Below are 19,890 nucleotides of genomic sequence, written 5' to 3'. Positions count from 1 at the left end.
CTTTTTCCACTAGAGTATGATTTCCTGTTGGTAATTTTTTTGATATCGCTTCTCCTTCTTCATTTGTTACTAGTTCTTCAACTATTTTTCCTCTTCTATATGAGACTTTGCCCCTGCTAGCTTTTTATTTTTATCACTTATGTCTACTTTCACTAACTTCATTTTTCCCATTGGATCTGGCAATTTCTTATTTCCTATTTTAATTTCTACTACTGCATCTTTTTCTACTTTTACAGTTATGTTATCTTTTAATAATTCATAGTCTTTTGGCGCTTCTATTTCTACAAGGGTATAGTTTCCTTTTGGTAAGTCTTTTGATATCGCTTCTCCTTCTTTATTTGTTACTAGTTCTCCAACTATTTTTCCTTTTGAATCTTCTATATGAAACTTTGCTCCCACCAATGTTTTATTATCCTTTTGGTAAGTCTTTTGATATCGCTTCTCCTTCTTTATTTGTTACTAGTTCTCCAACTATTTTTCCTCTTCTATATGAAACTTTGCTCCCACCAATTTTTTATTATCATTATTACTATCAACTTTTTTTATTTTTACTTTTCCAGTACTAGGCTTGTTCCAATGTTGCCAGTTAAATTTGAAATTGTGAAATTCAAATCCACCAGTTTGTTGTACAGCGCCGACAAATGCTTGTCCATTAATCGAGCCACCTTTTGTTTCTAATACAGCATTTGGGGCAAACACACTCCCAACGACACCATATCCCTCTGTTGTAATTTTTTTCGCATTTGGAAAAACCCAAATCACTTTCCCGTATAGCTCAGTAAACGGGGAATTAGGAGAATATGGTTGTGATGTAGGAATTATATCCGTAGCCCTTCCAATATTGTTCTTGTCATATAGAATAGCCCCATTTTTAAATGTAACCTCTGTTGCATCCGAATACATAACAATAAAATCTTTGTCCTTAGCACTCGGTAAAAATACATCTCTTATATCTAAATTAATTTTCCCTGTCAATTCTGATGAAACATAAATATTAGGATTGTTTATATCTTTTCCGATTCCATGACTCATATGTGGAATTGGGGTATTTGTTTTATATTGACCTGCATTTTTACTGACTTGGTTCACTATATTGCGAAATTCATTAAATTTCGCGTCAATTTCTAGTTTTTCTTTATAAACGATACGATCATAAGAGGATTGTATGATGCGATTTGGATCACTCTCTTTTGTCATTACGACTATTCCGTTTTGAATGATAAAAGATTCTTCTCTTGATTTCTTAAATTTTCCAGACAATAACAAGGACGGATATCCCTCATCAACCCATTTTTCACCTACTATATTAGATGTTCCAGCTGCAGCACCTACAATTGTATACCCCGATGCATCCATATCACCTTGAACTGCAATTGCTCCTTCAATGTCGCCACCTATTGCTTTATGGTTACCAAAGACAACAGCATTATAGCGCGATATATCACCTAGACCTTCTAAGTTTGTCGTGGATCCATATACTTCTTTTGGTACATATATGACAAAACTTACACTTAACATTAACAAAACAATAAAATGAATACTTACCAGCTTTAATCGTAGCCTCAATTCCTTTGTTCCCACCTTTACCGTATTTTTTCTATAGTCGAATAAAATGAAATTTTTATTAATGATGATTTACTTCAATCCCCTATATACCTTCTTTACTTATCTCTGAATTTACGGTCCCACTTCCCATTAATGCAGGATAAATACATACATTCTATCGAGTAAACCTTTTCTTATAAATTACGACTAGAAACACACATAACAATAGGAGTGGAACTATTACAGTCCACTTATTAAACATAAATATCTCTGTACTCACTTTTGGTTTTTCTTTCTCGTTTAACTCCACACGCTCACCTCGAACTAGCAATCTATTGGTGTTTACTCCATAAGGCGTACACGTAATTAAAGTTGTATAATCTTTATTTTCTACAATTTGTAGATCTTCCATTTCGTGTGGTAACACTACTTTAATTTGATCTACTTTATAAGCAAGAACTTTGTCTAAAGAATGAATATAAAAAAGATCTCCTTCACTCAACTTATCTAAATCTGTAAATAATTTTGCTGATGGTAAACCACGATGCCCTGTTAAAATAGTGTGCGTATTTTCTCCACCTACCGGGAGCGAAGAAAAATCTAAATGACCTATCCCGCGACTTAATACTTCCTCAGAGGTCCCTTGATAGATTGGCAGTTTTATATTAATTTTCGATATTTCAATATACCCCATTACATCTCCTAAATTTAACGCATCAGCATACGCTTGATGATTACTTTTTTTTTCAGAAAATGGATCTGTAAATGTTTTCGCAGAAGTTTGAACTTGTTTATTATATTCGGCTGCTTCTTTTTCCCTACGTTCGACTTCTTTCTTTTGTAATGCTTTAATCTTCTTATCGTAAGAGCTAATCTCAGAATAATGTGCACGGGTCGCCAACCAATTACTAATAGTAGGATATAAAAAAATACCTAATCCAAATAAGAAAATACCTCCCAAAACAAGATTTCGTTTCATATTTCCACCTCTGTATACGCTTAAATATCGAAAAGAGGAAAGCATTTTGCTTCTCCCCTTTTCATATGGTTACATGTTCCTAAAATCTTAATTTCTAGCAAACTTTTTTCTAAAGAAAACAAATGCCGCTGTAAGCATTAAAGTAAGGCCTATTACAGTAAAAAGAGTCGTTCCTATACCACCCGTTACCGGAAGAATCCATCCACTTTTATTATTTTCAATCGTCAATTTAACCGTTTGATTATTTTCACTAATCTTTACATCAATGGGGTCTTTTAATAATTGATAAGATGCTTTTGTACCATCTTCTTTTGTATATGTTGGTGCTTTCGTTTCAAAAATTTGATAGTCTCCATATGGAATGTTAGACCATTTAATAACACCATTTTCATCTGATACACCTGTTACTTCTTTTCCTGCTACGACAACTATTTTTCCATTATTATCTTTAAGTACAAACTCTGCACCTTTTAATTTATTCTTATTAGCACCATCAATTTTTGTTAACTCAATTATTCCAGTTGTCGGAATAACAACTACAGGTTTAGATTCCTTTTCTCCAATTACATCATTTTTATTTGTAAAATGTATTTTTGCTGTATTTAAAATTTCCGAACCAGATGGTACTCCTTCTTTTACTTGGGATTTAATTTGCAAATGAAATTCTTTTTTACCATCTAATTTTGTGAAATCTTTTACTGTAGCTGTTACTTTTTGACCTTCTATAGCTACCTCAACAACGTTTGCATTTACTTCTGCTCCATCAATTTTCACGATTGGCTTTCCTTGAATCACTAAACGATTATCCAAAGTATCTGTTACCACATATTTTTTGTATTCCTTAATGTCTTCTGGAATTAATGTTTTAATATCATAATTATAATTAGTTAACGGATTGATTAGTAACGCTTCCAATTTTCCGTTAATCTTTTTATCAATTGTTGGTTCTTCATAGTTTTTCACTTCTAATTTAACTACTGTACCAGAAGTAATAGTTCCATCTTCATTAATTGTTCCGGAGTTCTTAACAAAAAACTCACGTTTAGTTGGATCTATTACATAGCCTTTCGGAGCTTTTGTTTCTTGGAAATAGTATTCTCCATACACCAATCCTTGCACGCGAATATGACCATTAGCATCTGTTACTAACTCTTTTTTCACTTCTGTACCGTCTTTTTTAAATAAAGAGAATACTGCACCTGCTAATGCTTTTTCATTTACACCAGTTTTTATTAAATCCACTGCACCACGTTTAATCTCATTTTTGGGATACATGTGAACATCATAGTTTAGCACCTTACCCTCTTTATTTGTTAATGGAATATCCACTGTATACGTATTGGGATTTAGATTAACATGTGGAGGTCCTGCCACTTCTTTCACCTCATAACGTCCTAGCGGAAGATCTTTTAATACAGCTTGTCCGTTATCATCTGTTACTACTTGATTTGGAGTGGCTCCCATTACAGGTTTCACGTCTTCTTTTACGATTTTCCCATCGTTTGAAATTTTTTCAAAAGAAGCAACCCTTTTTACTTCAAACGTTACACCTTTTAATGGTTTCACATCTTTTGGCACCTCTTGATTTGCAGAACCGTCACCTTCTAGTCCCTGCGCTCCATCTTTTTCTTGTTCATACTTATGAATCGTTAAAGTACCTTTAGATGGTGAATCTGCCTTTACTAATACACTAGACCATGTAGAAAATGTTAAGAATAACACTAAAAGCACACTAAATATTTTTTTCATTTCTCTTATCCCCTTTACTACTTCTATCATTTTAAAAATTTCTTTATTACTATTACCTTCTTAAAAGCAATAGTGTGCCAAGTATCAGATTTAAACGAATAACATAAAACATAGTCGTCCAACAATCCATTGTTTACAATCACTTATTCACTTTTCTTATCTTCTATTATTACGTTGTCTCTCCACATGATATATGTAATTTTCTCCCCTAAATTACACGTATATCCCTATTTCAACAATCATTACATTTGTTACACAATAGCTTTCACTACTAATTTCGACTAGTCACTTACTGTCAATCTATTCATTTCTCACTTCCTATCCCTATTTAAAATCCAATCTTAATCATTTTTTAATACATATAAGTAATAACCAACAAATAAGTGTGACGATTCATATTTTACGCTACTGTCCAAAACTATTACCTGTATATTCAAATAATATGTGCTATTCATGTTAAATTATGGTATTATTCTTAGAAGTTTATAACTTTTATTTATATTTTTTATTAATAAAGGTTTTCCGTTTCTACTTATGAAAAAAGGAATATATGTTTATTTAACTATTACGCATAACTGTAAGGAGGAAGAATATGACTAAAAAGCTCAGTCTAGTTGAGATAGAGTATATTTGCAATATGTTTTTCCAATCTTTTGAAATTCCAGTTTGTTTTTTAGATTGTAACAAAAATATTCTTTTAGAATTCACATCAAAAAGTGATTCACATTCGTTGTATACATCAAAAATAGAACAGTTACATATGCTTTTTCAGAGAAATGATACGTATAATTCCCCCATCTTCAGAACTCACGAATATCTAGGGCACTTTATTTTAATTCACATAAAGAGCGATTATATGGTGAACGGTACTGTTATTATTGGGCCCTTGACACATGTGAATTCTTCTACAAGTAAAGCGGATAGTAACCTTAATTTTATTCCAAATTATAAAAGAACAAGAGACCATTATTTTTCATTGTCAGTCAAAGATCAAAATTTCTTTGTAAATATAGCGATATTGTTCTATAACATTCTCTATAAAAAAAATTCAGATGTAAGTACCTTTTCAAATAACAGTGACTCACTTCATATAAGTCATAGCAGCATCTTAAACGAAGATGTATATATTTCAATGCAAAAAGATGAATCCATTTATCATAATTTATATATAGAGCAGCAACTACTTAGTTCTATAGAACACGGGGATAAAGAAACCGTACTCAAATATTATTACGAATTCCAACAAGAGACTCTTTCATCTTTATCTTCATTCCATCAATTAAGACGTCATAAAAACATTTGTATTTCATCCATCACGCTCGCTACTAGATATGCGATAAAAGGGGGACTTCCATCTGGGATTGCTTACAAAATTTATGATTTACATATTCAAAGAATAGAAGATTTAAAAGACAAAGAATCTGTTTGGGATTTATTAAAAAATGCTTTTTGTACCTTTGCAGACCGTGTAAAGGCACAAAAAACACAGCAACATTCACAGACTATTGCTATTTGCAAAAACTACATTTTTAAAAATATTTACAATCCAATATCTGTTAAACAAGTTGCTAAATTTGCAAATGTGAATTCAGATTATTTATCTATATTATTTAAAAAAGAAGTCGGTATTTCATTAATTGAGTACATTCAACGTGAACGAATCGAAGAAGCAAAGAAATTATTAACTTTCACCACCTATCCTTTATCAGACATATGCGCTTCGCTTAATTTTAGCGATCAAAGTTATTTCACTAAAATTTTTAAAAAATTCACCAATGAAACACCTGGTAAATATCGAAAATCTCATGTTGTCATTTAGAGTGAAACTTCCATTAAAACAAAATGTTTTCAGTAACTCATCAATGGCAGATTAGAAGCATTCCCAGATTCATGAACTATAGGATTTATGCTTTTTCCAAACCAAAAAACACGTTACTATTCTTTTATTTTAATGAGAATAGTAACGTGTTTTTTATGTAATGTAGTTTTGTAGACAGAACATGATCCAACTACAAATTTTTATAGAAGCCAAATGCACCGCTTAACTACTAAAATCTTATTAAGTAAAAAATCCATATTTTGTTTTACTTACTTTCTACTTTATTTCTTTTGAATAATGAACTCTTTTCTTCAAACGAATGATCCCTACTATTATTTTTGTATCTTTCTAAATTTGCGAACAAAAGTGAGTACTGTGCCTGTAATAATCATCAATATGCCGATTGCTGCACTGTTAGTTGTACTTACACCCGTCTTTGGAAGCTCCTTATATGTATATTCTTTTTTATCGCTATTACTGTTGTTTGAGATATTACTCTTATTTTCCTTATTAGCAAGGTCATTAGCTTTGCTAGTTTCTTTATCTTTCACTAATACTTTTTGTATTGCATTTACCTCATTACCCACGGAATCTCTAACACTATATATTATTTCATAAGTAGCAGCTTTAGTTGTATCTATAGTTCCTTCATACGCTACTTTAGAAATAAGGTCACCGTCCTCTTTATCCGTAGCTGATACCCCTACCAATGGATCAAATTGATCACCCTCAGTAATTGAAGTTGTAGCAGGTACTTTTAGTATTGGTTTATCATTTTTAACTTCTTCTCTAACTTTGACCGTTACAGTTTGCTTCGCCGTTACTTCATGACCTTTAGAATCTGTAACCGTGTACGTTAATACGTAAGTACCGGCTTTAGTTATATCTACTTCACCATCAACTTTGATTTTAGAAGTGAGATCACCGTCTTCTTTATCGATAGCTAATACTTCTGCCATTGGAACAAATGAATCTCCAACATGAATTGTCGCTCCAACAGGCACTATTAATTTAGGTTCTAAATCTGATGTTTCTCCATTTCCCTCTACAATTACAGTCTGTCTAGCCGTTGTATTTCTCCCTTGGGAATCAACGACCAAGTATTCCACAATGTATGTACCTGGTTTTGAAGTATCTACATCGCCTTTATGCTTTACTTTATTTGTTAAATCACCATCTTCTTTATCAACAGCTTTTACATTTCTCATTGGATCAAACGTATCACCTACACGTAGTGTAATCGTAAACGGTACAGTTAACTCTGGAGCTTGGTTTTCTGCTGTTTTTTCGTTCTCTTTCACCGTTCCTGTAATTTTTGCCGCATCAAAAGCATTTTGGACTGCTTGAACTTCAATTGAGTTCGCTCCATATTTATTAGTTGCCACTTTAAGGCATGCCAATTTCAATTCAGAGAAATTAGAAGTCATATTTAATTCATCAGTATTTGCATAATAGAAAATATCAAACATTCTATCTTCACCAATACCATTTACATTTACACCGTTATGAGTACCACCTTGTGCCATTAAATACGCAACTTTATTAATAATACTTGAGTTAAAATGAACGCCTCCATAATCCTCTCCATTTAAATCATTATATTTACTATAATCATCCGGATACGGTAGTCCTTCTGAAAAATTAATTGCAGTTGGATTTTTCATATTACGAAAAGTCGATCCAGTTTGTTCTCCTATTGTCCAGTTAAATTCCCCATTATTTATGTATTTCTCTATAGCCGTTCCCATAATATCCGATAATGCCTCGTTAATTGCCCCAGATTCTCCTGAAAATTCAAGGTTAGATTCACTTGATGTAACTGCATGTGTAAATTCATGACCGGCTATATCGAACGCTTTTACCATGGGATCTCCATATAAAAGCATACTAATGTTATTAATATTAGTACTAAATGCATTCTCCCAATTTTCAGGATCATTTGTTCCTCCAGAATCCCATGCATGTACAACTGAAACTACTTTTTTTCCTTTATTATCAAAACTATTACGCTTATATTTTTCTTTATAAAAATCGTATACCTTTGTTGCTAAGAAATGAGCGCTTACCGCCTTTGGATCATTAAATGTTGTTGAAACACTAGTTGCTAGTATACCAGGATAATAACTTTCTTCATTTGTAATATCTCTATAATTTACATCATATGTCTCAATTCCTTGTCCTCTTGTGTAATCAGCAAGCGCATAATTCCCACTGGTCTGTTTAGAAATACCAAATGTACGAGTTACGCCTAAATCATCTTTTCCTGTTCCAGTTAATGATGTAAAATTGCTAGTTTTATTTTCCTTAACGGATTCAACATACTCTTCACTTATTTTCAAACTTGATTCTTGTACCATATCTTTTAACATTTCACCATTATGAGCATTCACTAAATAAGTTCCAGATACATAATTTGGTGTTGTAGCAGCAAATGTAACTTGATATGCATTGCTAGCCTCCCCATGATTTTGATCAACAAAAATAACTGCCTTAACTTCTGGCTCAGAAATAAATTTAGTATCGTTTCCGTACTTTTTATAAATATATTGTTTTGCTTCTTCTTTTGATAAATTAATAGGTTTCTTTAAATCTTCTTGTGTTAAATTTTGTGCGCTAGCTCCTGAAATGCTTTTAATAATACCTTTTTTATCTACGTGAGCAGTCAACTGGTGGCCATATACTTCTTTTCCTTCATATATTTGTTGCATGCGCACAAGTGTAGTTCCATCATAAGAACCACGTTTTTGAAGAACTTTGTAATCTACTCCTGTTTCTGCACTAACTTGTTTTGGAGACAAAGCATGCTCCGTATTTTCCTTAAGTGCATCTTTCACTACATTCTCTGGTGCCTTTTTTGATGGTTGTGTCAGATTACCTGTACGGAACGAATCCTCTTGAATTTCAACTTGCATTTGACCAGGTTCCTCTGCATGACCTACTCCATATAGTGTTACACTTGTTAAAACGAATCCTGTAGTTAATGCAACTATAGCTATTTCTTTTTTATTTCCCATGATATTTACCTCGTATAAATTTCTATTATTTATATAAAACTGCTAAAATGTATACAATCTATTCCTAACATAAAAAGATGACTTTTGTAATCAACAAAAGCCACCTCTTTAATATGTAATATCCCTAAAATGTTTTTAATACATAATTTCTATACAAAAAAGAAAAAAGCATTCATTAACGAGCATTTTGCAATACTTTTATTAGGTCATTTATATTTTCAACTTTCTGTTGAAACTGATCAAGTCTGCTATGTAGCAATGAAGGATTTTTATCTTCAGTTGAAATAACTTGTTTTAATTCGTTTTCTAATTTATCATACATATCAAAGAAATTATCAAATTCTACACTTACAAGCTCTTCATTTTCGCGATAGAATCTTTTTGCTTCTATATAAGTCATATATGATTTATTTAAAAATCCTAATGAAATTAAATATTTAGAAGTGTTTTCTTGATAAATAGCAATATTACACGCTATTTTAATATCAGAATAAGTCTTTTGAACGAGACAATGCAATTCAAAAATCTTAAACTTTAATCCATTATTCATTTCATCCCCTCCCATCGTATCTATTCTACATAAAATTAGAATATTATACAAAGAAAATTATTAGCATGAAATTGACAATTTAAAAAATAACTTAAGGATAAACAAAATCCCTCTCATTATAAATTATAGTTGCGGAGCATTTACCAACATAACAGCAAAATAAAAAGCGAAAAGAATAAATCTTTCCGCTCTTAGAGTAATAAATACATTTCATATTGCGCTAAAGAATTCTTTTCAAATCCACATTTCTTAAGAAAACCTTCCAGTAAATTATTGTTAGGAAACCCAATTGATAAACTTGATAAATGTAATTCTTCTCTTGCTACTTGTAATAATTTCATCCCAACACCAATATTTCTATAATCTTTGTCTACGAAAATAAAACTAATTTTACCTTGTTTATTTACACATAGAGAGCCTTTTAAGTCATTATCGACATATGCACCATAAAATACATGATTTGTTTTTTTGATATAATCAATATCATTTTGCCAATTTATATGGAAGTTTAACCATTTCTGAATTTCATCTTTAAAAGTTGGAAATTCTAATTGTTTTACTTCACTATCCTTACAATCTTTATTCATTATTTTAGTCAAATCATTTAAATTATAATAAGAAAGATCGTACACTTTTTCATAGCCCAACTTATTATAAAAATGAATCGCTCGGTCATTTCCTACAATGACTTCGAGAAAAAGTTGCTTACATCCATGTTGAATCGCCTCTTCTTTATGCAGTTCAAATAATTTTTGACTTACACCAATACCGCGGTAATTAGGATGAACCGCTAATGTTCCACAGCGCATAGTCTTTATACTTTCATAATCCTTTATACCACCTAGTATTACGCCAACAGGTTTGCCTTCTTCTAAAGCAAGAAAAGAATGTTCTAGCAAATTACCTTCTGGTCCCAAAAAACGTTGTATAAAATCCTCTTTTGAAACCTCCATCTTAATAATGTAATCTGAAAATCCATCTTTAAAAGCTTCATATACTAAATCAATATTTACTTCACTACACCTTTTATATTGAATCATATAAAATTGCCCTCCAACTGCTTATATTAAACTCAACGTGTACCCATATAATATATTCCATCTATTATAAATTTCAGCTCTTAATTTGAAATAAGCGGACATTTCCCTACATATAACTCACTATTGATTTGTTTTATAACAAACTATCTATTATTTACTACATTAACCTCATAAACACGTAAAAAAGCAATTAAATGCTCACATGCTCTTTCACATGCTAGCATTTTAAAGATTTTTTGTTCTTCTTTCGTTTTATCATTTGCTTGATCTGAAGCAGCTTTTAAACAGAGAAATGGTTTTTTATTTATTTGGCATACATAGGCGAAAGCTGCTACTTCTTGATCAACTGCCAATGCTCCATATACGGTATGGAGTAAATATCTCATTTCCGAACTACGAATACGTTGATCTCCTGATAAAAATGTACCGAAATGTATCGGATCATACGATCGTATTTTTTTTATTCTTCTTACAAGTGATTTTGTTGTTTCAATAGGTGCTGTTCTACCGTTATATAAATTAAAAACATCTTCCCCTGAACCAGCAGCAGTAACATCATGTTGTATTGCGTTTAGTGCGACTACAATATGACCGTTTTTCACCTTGTTTGATAAACTTCCGCATATTCCTGTCATAAACAACTCATCTGGCTGAAACTCACTAATTAACAATTGTACACAACTAGCGCAGCTTACTTTACCGACACCAGTAACAACTGATATAATTTCCAGCTCATTAATAGTATGAAAATGAAATTCCCAAGCTGCCCTTTTTTCAACACGTTCACTCGGATAATGTTGATGCAAATACGTCAGTTCTGGTTCCCATGCAGATACAATTGCAATACGTTTCATTACACGCTTCACTTCCCCTATTGTCATTTAAATATGTTATCTATACTTTCTCGTTCATAATCTGGAATCCATTCTTTGTATTTCTTATATAAATCTCGTATTATTTCTTTATTCTTCGCAATTACTTCACATCCTCTATCATCATACATAAACATGACAATATCTTTCGTTGCATTAATGAGAAATACATCTGGATAAAAAATTTCTTTTTTTCGTCCAAATCGAGGATACAAATCAGAAAAATCCTCATGATTAGCAGCTTGTATAAGCGATTCATACTTAATATCTTCTACGAGACATTTTAAAGAAAATTGATATGTACAATATAACTCTGCTTCTTCATCTTCAAATAGAAACGGTAATGTTTCTTGTCTTATATGAAATCTTAAATCTCTTTTCTTAATATATTTATTGTATACATTTATTTTCTGTGGAGTTTTTATGTTTTCCTTTTTAAATCTATAAACATTTGTCACTACAAACACTACATCTTCTTTTGAAAATATGTCTTCAAATAAGAATTTATTATATGTATATAGTTGAGAAAAGTATTCCATATTTAAATCGTTGGTTCCTTCTACAATTTGATATTTATCTTTTCCGAAATCAAAATGCAAATGATTTTCCCACTGAGATAATAAGTAGGGTCCTAATGTAACTTCTGGAAATGTTTGATTCATATATTCTTTTAATTGCATTTCCTTGTCCTTTCTACTGTACAATTCTTTTTAAATCCCAATATGCTTCTTCTAGCCACGGGTGTATAACTTTCAATGTATCTTTCCTTTCCCACAAATATGAAATATATACAAAAGCTGCTTTTTCCAAAGATTTTCCCAATCCTTTTTTTATTTCTATTAAATATGGTGGTGTCCCTTTTTGATCCCATTCTATTTTATCTGCAACAAATAATACTAAATCCATCTTCGTTGCATGTTTACGCAACGTTGTATGGCAACAAATTGCATTTAAAATCTCTTCATCTTCGACTTTAAATATTTCTTTTGCGATTACCCTCGATAATTTTTGATGAATAATCATAGGAAACTTTCTTTCCGCTTCCACTATTTCTACACCAAATTCTTCAGCAACTGCAATCCGCTCCTCGTTTGGAAAAATGCCACTAATATCATGTAAATATCCTGCAATTGCTGCTTTTTCTTTATCTACGTGAAACTTTTCTGCAATCTTTTTTGCCTCATTTGCCACACGAATTGAATGTTTATATGTAAACTCTTTATTATATTTTAGTAGAAAAGCTTTAATATCATTTTCTATTTTTCCAGTTGGAGTAAATGAATATTTATCATTACATAACATAGAAAATCCCCCTTATAACTACCTTTCATTATAATGTAGAATCTAAATATCTTTGTTATTTTATATTCGATATTAATCTTTTTACTCCTTTTTAATACGTTACATGAAATTTTATACAGAATCATCGCTACAAGTACATAAATGTTTGATATTATAGTAATGTTGATGATTTGTAAGGAAAGGAACTACACAATGAATAAAAACATATTAATTATTGATGATGATAAAGAAATTGTTGAATTACTTGCTGTTTATTTGCGAAATGAGGGCTATAACATTTATAAAGCTTATGATGGCGATGAAGCATTGCAAAAGGTTTCTACATATGAAGTTGACCTTATGATTTTGGATATTATGATGCCAAAACGAAACGGATTAGAAGTTTGTCAGGAAGTGCGTGAAAATAATACTGTACCAATTCTAATGCTTAGTGCAAAAGCAGAAGATATGGATAAAATATTAGGCCTTATGACAGGTGCCGATGATTATATGATCAAACCATTCAATCCATTAGAATTAGTAGCTAGAGTGAAAGCTTTATTACGAAGATCCTCTTTCCAAAATGCTACTTCGCAAAAGAATGAAGATGGTATTATTCGTATTCGCTCTGTTGAAATACACAAACATAATCATACAGTTAAAGTAAATGGAGAGTACATTAAACTAACCTCTATTGAATTCGATATTTTATATTTACTTGCGAGTAATACAGGAAGAGTATTTAGTTCAGAAGAAATTTTCGAACGCGTTTGGAATGAAGATGGTTATGGTTCAAATAAGACGGTAATGGTCCATATTAGCAACTTACGAGATAAACTTGAAACAGTAATAAATGGAGAAAAATTTATTCATACTGTTTGGGGAGTTGGCTATAAAATTGAGAAATGAAGCATTTGATATATTAAAAGATATTCCTAAATGGAAACTTATTTTTTGGCTTTTATTAGCTATCACACTCACTCCTATTACTGAAATAATTATTTATCGCCTCGTTACGAGTGTAATTGAAAGTTCACTTACTCTAACCGAACTCGGTAAAGAATTCATTCGAATTTTTGGTTATGAAAAGTATAAAGGGATTAAAGAGTCTTTATGGATGATGATTGTATCTTATTTGTTTTTATTTTCTATTTTTTCATCCTATCTTTACATTTTTTATCGTCACGAGAAAAAACTTTATTATGAAACTTGTATAAAAAAAATGATAGAAGAAATTCGTTATATTGCAAATGGAAACTTCAATCATAAAGTTTCTATTGTAAATCATAATTATCTAGAAGAATTAGCAATCGGGGTCAATGAAATTGTTGAACAATTAAAAGTCTCCATTGATGAAGAAAGACAAGCTGAACAAGCAAAAAGTGAACTTATTACAAATGTATCACATGACTTACGCACTCCCCTTACCTCTATAGTTGGATACGTAAATTTAATCCATCATGATAATTATAGAGATGAAGTGGAATTGCGATACTATATTCAAGTCATTTACGATAAGGTAACTCGTCTTAATGCATTAATGAATGACTTGTTCGAATATACACGTGTTCAAAATAAAGAATTAAGCTTGTATTCTGTTCCTATTGATATTGTAGAGTTACTTGGACAATTAACTGTTCAATTCCGTATACAATTTCAAGAAGCTAATATAGAATGTCGGCCTTCTTTCCCGTCTCAAAAGCTCATGGTATTAGCTGATGGTGACAAATTAGTGCGTGTGTTTGAAAATCTTATTATAAACGCTATCGCTTATGGAAGCGAAGGTCGCTATATTGACCTTACTGCTTATGAAAGCAATAATATGATTACAATTGATATAACAAATTACGGACAACCTATTCCTAGTACGGATTTACCTCATATTTTTGAACGTTTTTATCGCGTTGAGAAATCTCGCTCTACAAACACTGGTGGATCTGGACTTGGATTAGCAATTGCAAAAAGTATAGTCGAATTGCATAAAGGAACAATTGAAGTATATAGTGATGACGAAAAAACAACATTCACTGTAAATCTACTCCCATACAAATGTTAATATTACAAATAAAAAGTTCAATTTCTTACCATATAAGAAATTGAACTTTTTCCATAATTACCCTAAATTTAATAATCCTTTATAATTCTTTAGAAATTCTTTACCTTTTCTTTCTTCCTAATTAAGCATTCCTTTTTACAATACTATTATTGATGTCATAATAGGAGGATCGCTTATGCAATTCTTAAAGAAATTCGCTATTTTATTATTATCTTTTTTTATTACTGCACTTATCGTTTTATATTTTTATCTTTATGTAAATGGTCCGATTATTCAAGCTAAATCAGCTATTTTAATAAATGCTAATTCAGGTGAAATTGTTTATAAAAAAAATGAAGAAACTCCAGTACAATCAGCTGCTTTATCTAAATTAATGACAGAATATATCGTATTGGAGCAACTAAATGATAGAAAAATACAGTTAGATGACTTAGTACAAATAAGTAACGAAGTTTTCCGAGTAGAAACAAGCCCTATACAAGTAACATCGAATGATAAAACAACGGTTCGTGATTTACTTCATGCATTGCTACTGGCAGGGAATAATCGTTCTGCACTCGCTCTAGCAGAACACATTGCTGGAAATGAAGATAACTTTACAGTATTAATGAATAAAAAAGCAAAAGAACTAAAGTTATTACAACCATCTCCATTTCTAAACTCTACTGGAATTAATAATAATACAAATAAACAATCAACTACAACAGCGATAGACGCAGCTAAACTAGCAGCACGATTAGTAAAAGATTTTCCAGATGTATTGAATATTACGAAACTAACCTCTTACCAATTTACCTTCAAAGATTCCCAGGTTTTCAATACGAATAAAATGATATATTCCCTTAATGAAAACATTAAACTTCAAGGTGTTGATGGCTTACAAACTAGTTTTTCAACTAACGGTAATTATAGTTTTGTCAGTACAGCAAAACTTGGAGATACTAGACTAATTTCAGTAATATTAGATGCAGATGAAGAAAACATTTCATTTATTGAAACAAAAAAGTTGCTCCAGTATGGTTTTGATCCTTCCTCGTACTCTGCACTCCAAGCTTTTAAAGACGCCCTTACATCTTGGACAATATTGCTTCAGTTTAAAAATTTAATTATACAAACTATAATGATTTTTTTAATCATTACCACCTTAATGTTTTTACATATACGTCAGAAAAAATCCGAGGATTTCAATTAAGAAATCTTCTTATATATATAAAACCGACTTGCGCTTGAGATGCAAGTCGGTTTTTAATTCTATCATCCTCTTCCAAGCAAATTTGCTGAAACTGGTTGCAAGTTTAACTCTCTCGCCCATATAGATAGCTGACCAATATGATAAATTTCATATCCCATTACATGTCTTAAAACCTATGTTTTTTGAGGCATACATCCATCTCTGTTTCCTTTCGTTGTGTTCGTTTGTTTAGTTTAAATGGGTTAATCTATTAATTCTATCAAATCCAACAATTGAACTATTACACTTTAAAGTTCTACTCATATACTATAGTAGATTACTAGAAAGGAGGCTTAACTATGGATAGTTGCGTTGTATTTGTAAACGGACAACCTTTTTTAGTTCTTTCAGTAGCTGGTATTGAAATTGCTAGATTAGAGATTTCCCTTCAAGTAGCATTAGCTCTAAGAGTGCTTGGGATACCAATCTGTGATTAATTACCAAATTAAAAGAAAAAGAGGGCATTAGCCCTCTTTTTTTATTTTCCTCATATATTTTCTTAACAACAAATAAAATTTTAATTTTTATATTGTAAGGAAATTCCGAAAAATAAACTCATTTTATTCAATAAAAAGAGCACCACCCATACCTCATTATCCGTTTCTAAAAAATTAGAATTCGATTAATTACAAAAAAATTTAAATATACGAACGTTACATAAAATACTTGTTAGAATAGCTGTCCTTCACACTATTTATTTCGCAGACGTTATATAATCAAAGCACCAATGATTAACTTTTTATACGGCATTCTAGGCTAGATGATCATGACTGCAAAAAAAACTTCAAGTTCTCGTTTATATAAATCAGATAACGCTTTCACTTTTTGAATCGATTGATAATCTTTAAATTGCGGTTCGCTATCTTCTTCTCCTTGAAGAGCACTAATCCAACTATACTTGAAATCATGTTTCTAACATACCCCCAGTTTGCAAAGTAAATCTTCCTCTCAAAGTTGTTCACACCACTTAAACCAATCATCTCTTACTTGCCAATTATATTGAAATAAAGTGTACACATTTCTCTCTCCCTTACTTCAATTATCCACCTAACAGCATCTGTTATACATTTAACCATTGACAATCACTTCTCTTCGGCCAAGTTCCTCTACAGCGTGATTAATTATTTCACTTACAGATAAAGAACCATCCAATATGATATCTGAATTCGGCTTAACAGTATGAATTGCCTCTAAATAAGCTTTTCTCGCATATGTCATGTAATGTTCCAAATCATTATGTATTTCATCTATTGTACCTTCCTTAAAATCTCGCAAAATCCTTCTAGCCATCGCAATATCTAAAGGCGTATCAATAAATATAGTTACATCAATGAATTTTCGCATCTCACTATTTAAGTATGCAAAAGGATAATCTACAATAATATAGTCTAAGGTATTATTTTGTATAAGTTGCTCAATATCATGAATTAATGGTGTTAATACCCACTCGTCGTAATTCGCCCCATCATCAATCCATTTACAAATATCAGCAGGAGAGTTATCAAATGTATAACTATCAAAATATAGAGCTTTTGAGTTTTTAAACTTATGCTTTAATCTTTCTGTAATTGTAGTTTTACCTCCCCCCGAAACAGCTGCAATTGAAATTATTTTTGTTTTATTATCCACTATACCCACCAAGCCCCTTTGTTAACATAATATAATTATAAATTACTATTGTTGCTACTTCTTCCATTCATATTCTAACATACTCATTTCCCATAAATTCCAATACGTTTCTCCTACTCTTTTTGACTCTCTTAATAAGCCTTCTTTTACAAACCCTATTTTTTCGTAACATGAAATGGCCGATGTATTAAAATCATACACACCAAGAGTTACTCTATGTAGTTTTAATTCGTCAAAAGCAATATGAAGTACTGCTTTCATCATATGTTTTCCTATAGAACGTCCTCTCATCTTCGTATTACCAACTAATACTTTTCCAATTCTAGCGGACTTATTAATATTATCTATTTGCCCAAGCGAAATATGACCAATAACGTCTGAAGTCTCTTCATCTACCACTTTGAAAGCGAGTGTATTTGCACTTTCTATATACTTCTCTAATTGCTGTTCGTCTAAAGGGAATGTGAATGCATTTCCTGACCATTGTATTAGAAATTCTTCGGAATTAATCCAATTTATTAATTGTTTAAAATCAGATTTCTTAAAACTTTCTAGTTTAATCACTTCCTTGCTCCTTTCGTACATCATGCTTTATAACCTCAAACTTATTTCTATATAAAGAATATATTCTCCTTTTATATGAAATTAAAATAAAGCCATTCATGTGAATGGCTTTACAAAAAAGCAGCTTAATTATGCTTTGTTTGCTACATCAATACCATTAAAATCAAAGTCAGCAGTAATCGTTGTAACAGGTGGGAAAATTGCTTCAATTTTACAAATGGAAATAATTACTCCAACCGATCCAGGAATAGCCGCAAGCCTAACTACATCACAACTGACAGACGAAACAGTACCTACATAAGTACGTCCCTCTGTATTAATTTGAACTGTTCGATTAATTAATTTCTTAAGTTCATCTCTAATTCCTTGTACACAAGAATTATCACATTTCTCATGCTGTTCTTTTTTACACTCTTCGAATACTTCCCAACAATCATCTTGTTTACATGTACACTTCTTTTTACAATTATTAAATCGAGAACCCAATACCTCACCCCCTAATCCTTTCTATTAGTAAAGTATGTCCACTAGCTTAAAAGGGTACGAGGCAAACACATAAAAAGAAAAAAACAAACAATTGTACCAAACTTTCTTTTCATTATTCATTATAAAAACAGACTTCTCCTAATTAAAAGCTTTTTAATGAGCGGCCGTGAATTTAGTCCTACTCCATTTAATGTTTAGACACCACTTTCTAAAACAAACCTTTTTTTTAAAATAAGACGCCCCTTAAAAACACACTAGATTTTCCCATTAACTCACATATACATAGACTTTATTTGTGGATTTCCCATTTTTCATTGTGAAATATACATTTAAAAAGCGTACTCGAAAATAAGATATTATTTGTAATCAGAACATTTTCTTCAACAAGTGTTTATTGAAAAATACCATAACTAGTAGTAGTTCTCTCCACTTTCTCTTAAAAATTAGCATAGTTTGTATGAATTCTATATCGAGTAGAAGACACTCTATCATATAAAGATAAAATAGTAGGTTAATAAACAAGCCATTTTTTTATTAAAACATAGAATAATATGAACACTATTGAAAGGAGGTAGAAATAAATGTCCTGGAAAAATGATTGCTGGAGTTCTCAGAAAAAGCATTGCTGTGATGATTGGTGGAAATCTAAAGAAAAGCATCATTGTGATGATGATTGGAGTTCTCAGAAAAAGCATTGTAATGATGATTGGTGGAAATCTAAAGAAAAGTGTCATTGTGATGACGATTGGAGTTCTCAGGAAAAACATTGTAATGATGATTGGTGGAAATCTAAAGAAAAGTGTCATCGTGATGATAATTGGAGTTCTAAACGAAATAAGTGTCGTTGTAAATGTTTCTTTATTTGTTGCCATTGTAAAAGAAAAAATTAGTAATATTTTTAATGTCAACGTAAAGGAAAGAATATGTCTTTTGGAACCAATCGGGCTTTTCCGGAAAGTTGATCCCTCACCTACTTCCTTGCTTTTGCTGAATTTTTAGATGGGGGCATTACTGCCCGGCAAATACTAGAATGTAATATATAAAAAGCTGACTGCTTTGAAGTGACCCCTAAAAG

At 31.3% G+C, this 19,890-nt stretch carries 17 protein-coding genes and 3 pseudogenes; 6 read left to right on the top strand and 14 right to left on the bottom strand.

Features of this window, described 5'->3' with window-relative positions; all coding sequences use genetic code 11:
- The 3 genes and pseudogenes from DN401_RS30275 to DN401_RS21515 all read right to left on the bottom strand — a co-directional run.
- A pseudogene (locus DN401_RS30275) lies at window positions 1–1,566 on the bottom strand (collagen-binding domain-containing protein); the annotation flags it as partial.
- A gap of 154 nt (window positions 1,567–1,720) precedes the next feature.
- Window positions 1,721–2,524: a class C sortase gene (locus DN401_RS21520; protein WP_002197786.1), complete on the bottom strand. Its 804-nt coding sequence runs from the start codon at window positions 2,522–2,524 to the stop codon at window positions 1,721–1,723.
- 87 nt (window positions 2,525–2,611) lie between these two features.
- Window positions 2,612–4,273: a SpaA isopeptide-forming pilin-related protein gene (locus DN401_RS21515; protein ID WP_000719307.1), complete on the bottom strand. Its 1,662-nt coding sequence runs from the start codon at window positions 4,271–4,273 to the stop codon at window positions 2,612–2,614.
- A 592-nt stretch (window positions 4,274–4,865) separates the two neighbouring features.
- On the opposite strand from DN401_RS21515, the gene DN401_RS21510 reads away from it, so the two are divergent.
- The gene (locus DN401_RS21510; protein WP_000162846.1) at window positions 4,866–6,092 is read left to right on the top strand and encodes a helix-turn-helix domain-containing protein; all 1,227 of its coding nucleotides are present in this window, start codon (window positions 4,866–4,868) and stop codon (window positions 6,090–6,092) included.
- Window positions 6,093–6,424: 332 nt separating this feature from the next.
- On the opposite strand, the gene DN401_RS21505 is transcribed toward DN401_RS21510, so the two are convergent.
- The 6 genes from DN401_RS21505 to yqeK all read right to left on the bottom strand — a co-directional run bounded on the left by DN401_RS21505 (window position 6,425) and on the right by yqeK (window position 12,870).
- Window positions 6,425–9,106, bottom strand: coding sequence for a M4 family metallopeptidase (locus DN401_RS21505; RefSeq protein ID WP_149287917.1), 2,682 nt, complete (start codon window positions 9,104–9,106; stop codon window positions 6,425–6,427).
- Between the two features lie 175 nt (window positions 9,107–9,281).
- Entirely contained in the window at window positions 9,282–9,656 is a 375-nt protein-coding gene (locus DN401_RS21500) for a hypothetical protein (protein ID WP_001059025.1), read from the bottom strand.
- Window positions 9,657–9,847: 191 nt separating this feature from the next.
- Complete coding sequence (locus DN401_RS21495; protein ID WP_000617059.1) at window positions 9,848–10,696, bottom strand: GNAT family N-acetyltransferase; 849 nt, start codon at window positions 10,694–10,696, stop codon at window positions 9,848–9,850.
- A 143-nt stretch (window positions 10,697–10,839) separates the two neighbouring features.
- Entirely contained in the window at window positions 10,840–11,577 is a 738-nt protein-coding gene (mtnN, locus tag DN401_RS21490; protein ID WP_001987381.1) for a 5'-methylthioadenosine/S-adenosylhomocysteine nucleosidase, read from the bottom strand.
- Window positions 11,574–12,248 (bottom strand): DUF3885 domain-containing protein, encoded by a 675-nt coding sequence (locus DN401_RS21485; RefSeq protein WP_001176117.1) that lies wholly within the window; start codon window positions 12,246–12,248, stop codon window positions 11,574–11,576. Before DN401_RS21485 ends, mtnN begins: the two co-directional genes overlap by 4 nt.
- Window positions 12,249–12,261: 13 nt before the next feature.
- Complete coding sequence (gene yqeK, locus DN401_RS21480) at window positions 12,262–12,870, bottom strand: bis(5'-nucleosyl)-tetraphosphatase (symmetrical) YqeK (protein WP_000882449.1); 609 nt, start codon at window positions 12,868–12,870, stop codon at window positions 12,262–12,264.
- Between the two features lie 192 nt (window positions 12,871–13,062).
- Here yqeK and DN401_RS21475 point away from each other — a divergent pair, with 192 nt between their 5' ends.
- The 3 genes from DN401_RS21475 (at window position 13,063) to DN401_RS21465 (ending at window position 16,097) form a co-directional block, all read left to right on the top strand.
- Window positions 13,063–13,758: a response regulator transcription factor gene (locus DN401_RS21475; protein WP_001038807.1), complete on the top strand. Its 696-nt coding sequence runs from the start codon at window positions 13,063–13,065 to the stop codon at window positions 13,756–13,758.
- Entirely contained in the window at window positions 13,748–14,905 is a 1,158-nt protein-coding gene (locus tag DN401_RS21470; protein WP_149287916.1) for a sensor histidine kinase, read from the top strand. Before DN401_RS21475 ends, DN401_RS21470 begins: the two co-directional genes overlap by 11 nt.
- A gap of 175 nt (window positions 14,906–15,080) precedes the next feature.
- Window positions 15,081–16,097, top strand: a complete 1,017-nt coding sequence (locus DN401_RS21465; RefSeq protein WP_001160054.1) for a D-alanyl-D-alanine carboxypeptidase family protein — start codon at window positions 15,081–15,083, stop codon at window positions 16,095–16,097.
- 62 nt (window positions 16,098–16,159) lie between these two features.
- On the opposite strand, the pseudogene DN401_RS21460 reads toward DN401_RS21465, so the two are convergent.
- Window positions 16,160–16,270: pseudogene (locus DN401_RS21460) on the bottom strand (DinB family protein); the annotation flags it as partial.
- A 165-nt stretch (window positions 16,271–16,435) separates the two neighbouring features.
- On the opposite strand from DN401_RS21460, the gene DN401_RS21455 reads away from it, so the two are divergent.
- Window positions 16,436–16,573 carry a DUF3956 domain-containing protein gene (locus DN401_RS21455; RefSeq protein WP_000376554.1) on the top strand — a complete coding sequence of 46 codons (138 nt, stop codon included), beginning with the start codon at window positions 16,436–16,438 and terminating at the stop codon, window positions 16,571–16,573.
- A gap of 303 nt (window positions 16,574–16,876) precedes the next feature.
- Here the strand turns inward: DN401_RS21455 and DN401_RS30270 are convergent.
- The 4 genes and pseudogenes from DN401_RS30270 to DN401_RS21435 all read right to left on the bottom strand — a co-directional run.
- A pseudogene (locus DN401_RS30270) lies at window positions 16,877–17,153 on the bottom strand (DinB family protein); the annotation flags it as partial.
- Window positions 17,154–17,204: 51 nt separating this feature from the next.
- On the bottom strand, window positions 17,205–17,774 hold the full coding sequence (locus DN401_RS21445; protein ID WP_000513268.1) for a nucleoside/nucleotide kinase family protein: 570 nt from the start codon (window positions 17,772–17,774) through the stop codon (window positions 17,205–17,207).
- Window positions 17,775–17,819: 45 nt separating this feature from the next.
- Window positions 17,820–18,353: a GNAT family N-acetyltransferase gene (locus DN401_RS21440; protein ID WP_000990082.1), complete on the bottom strand. Its 534-nt coding sequence runs from the start codon at window positions 18,351–18,353 to the stop codon at window positions 17,820–17,822.
- Between the two features lie 105 nt (window positions 18,354–18,458).
- Window positions 18,459–18,815: a hypothetical protein gene (locus tag DN401_RS21435; protein WP_000535576.1), complete on the bottom strand. Its 357-nt coding sequence runs from the start codon at window positions 18,813–18,815 to the stop codon at window positions 18,459–18,461.
- Between the two features lie 561 nt (window positions 18,816–19,376).
- Here DN401_RS21435 and DN401_RS21430 point away from each other — a divergent pair.
- Window positions 19,377–19,814 carry a hypothetical protein gene (locus DN401_RS21430; RefSeq protein ID WP_176396432.1) on the top strand — a complete coding sequence of 146 codons (438 nt, stop codon included), beginning with the start codon at window positions 19,377–19,379 and terminating at the stop codon, window positions 19,812–19,814.
- Window positions 19,815–19,890: the final 76 nt, after the last annotated feature.

Source organism: Bacillus sp. BF2-3 (assembly GCF_008368795.1).
Classification (GTDB): domain Bacteria; phylum Bacillota; class Bacilli; order Bacillales; family Bacillaceae_G; genus Bacillus_A; species Bacillus_A cereus.
The sequence above is the reverse complement of the archived record's forward strand: the minus strand, read 5'-3'. Positions and strand labels throughout refer to the sequence as shown.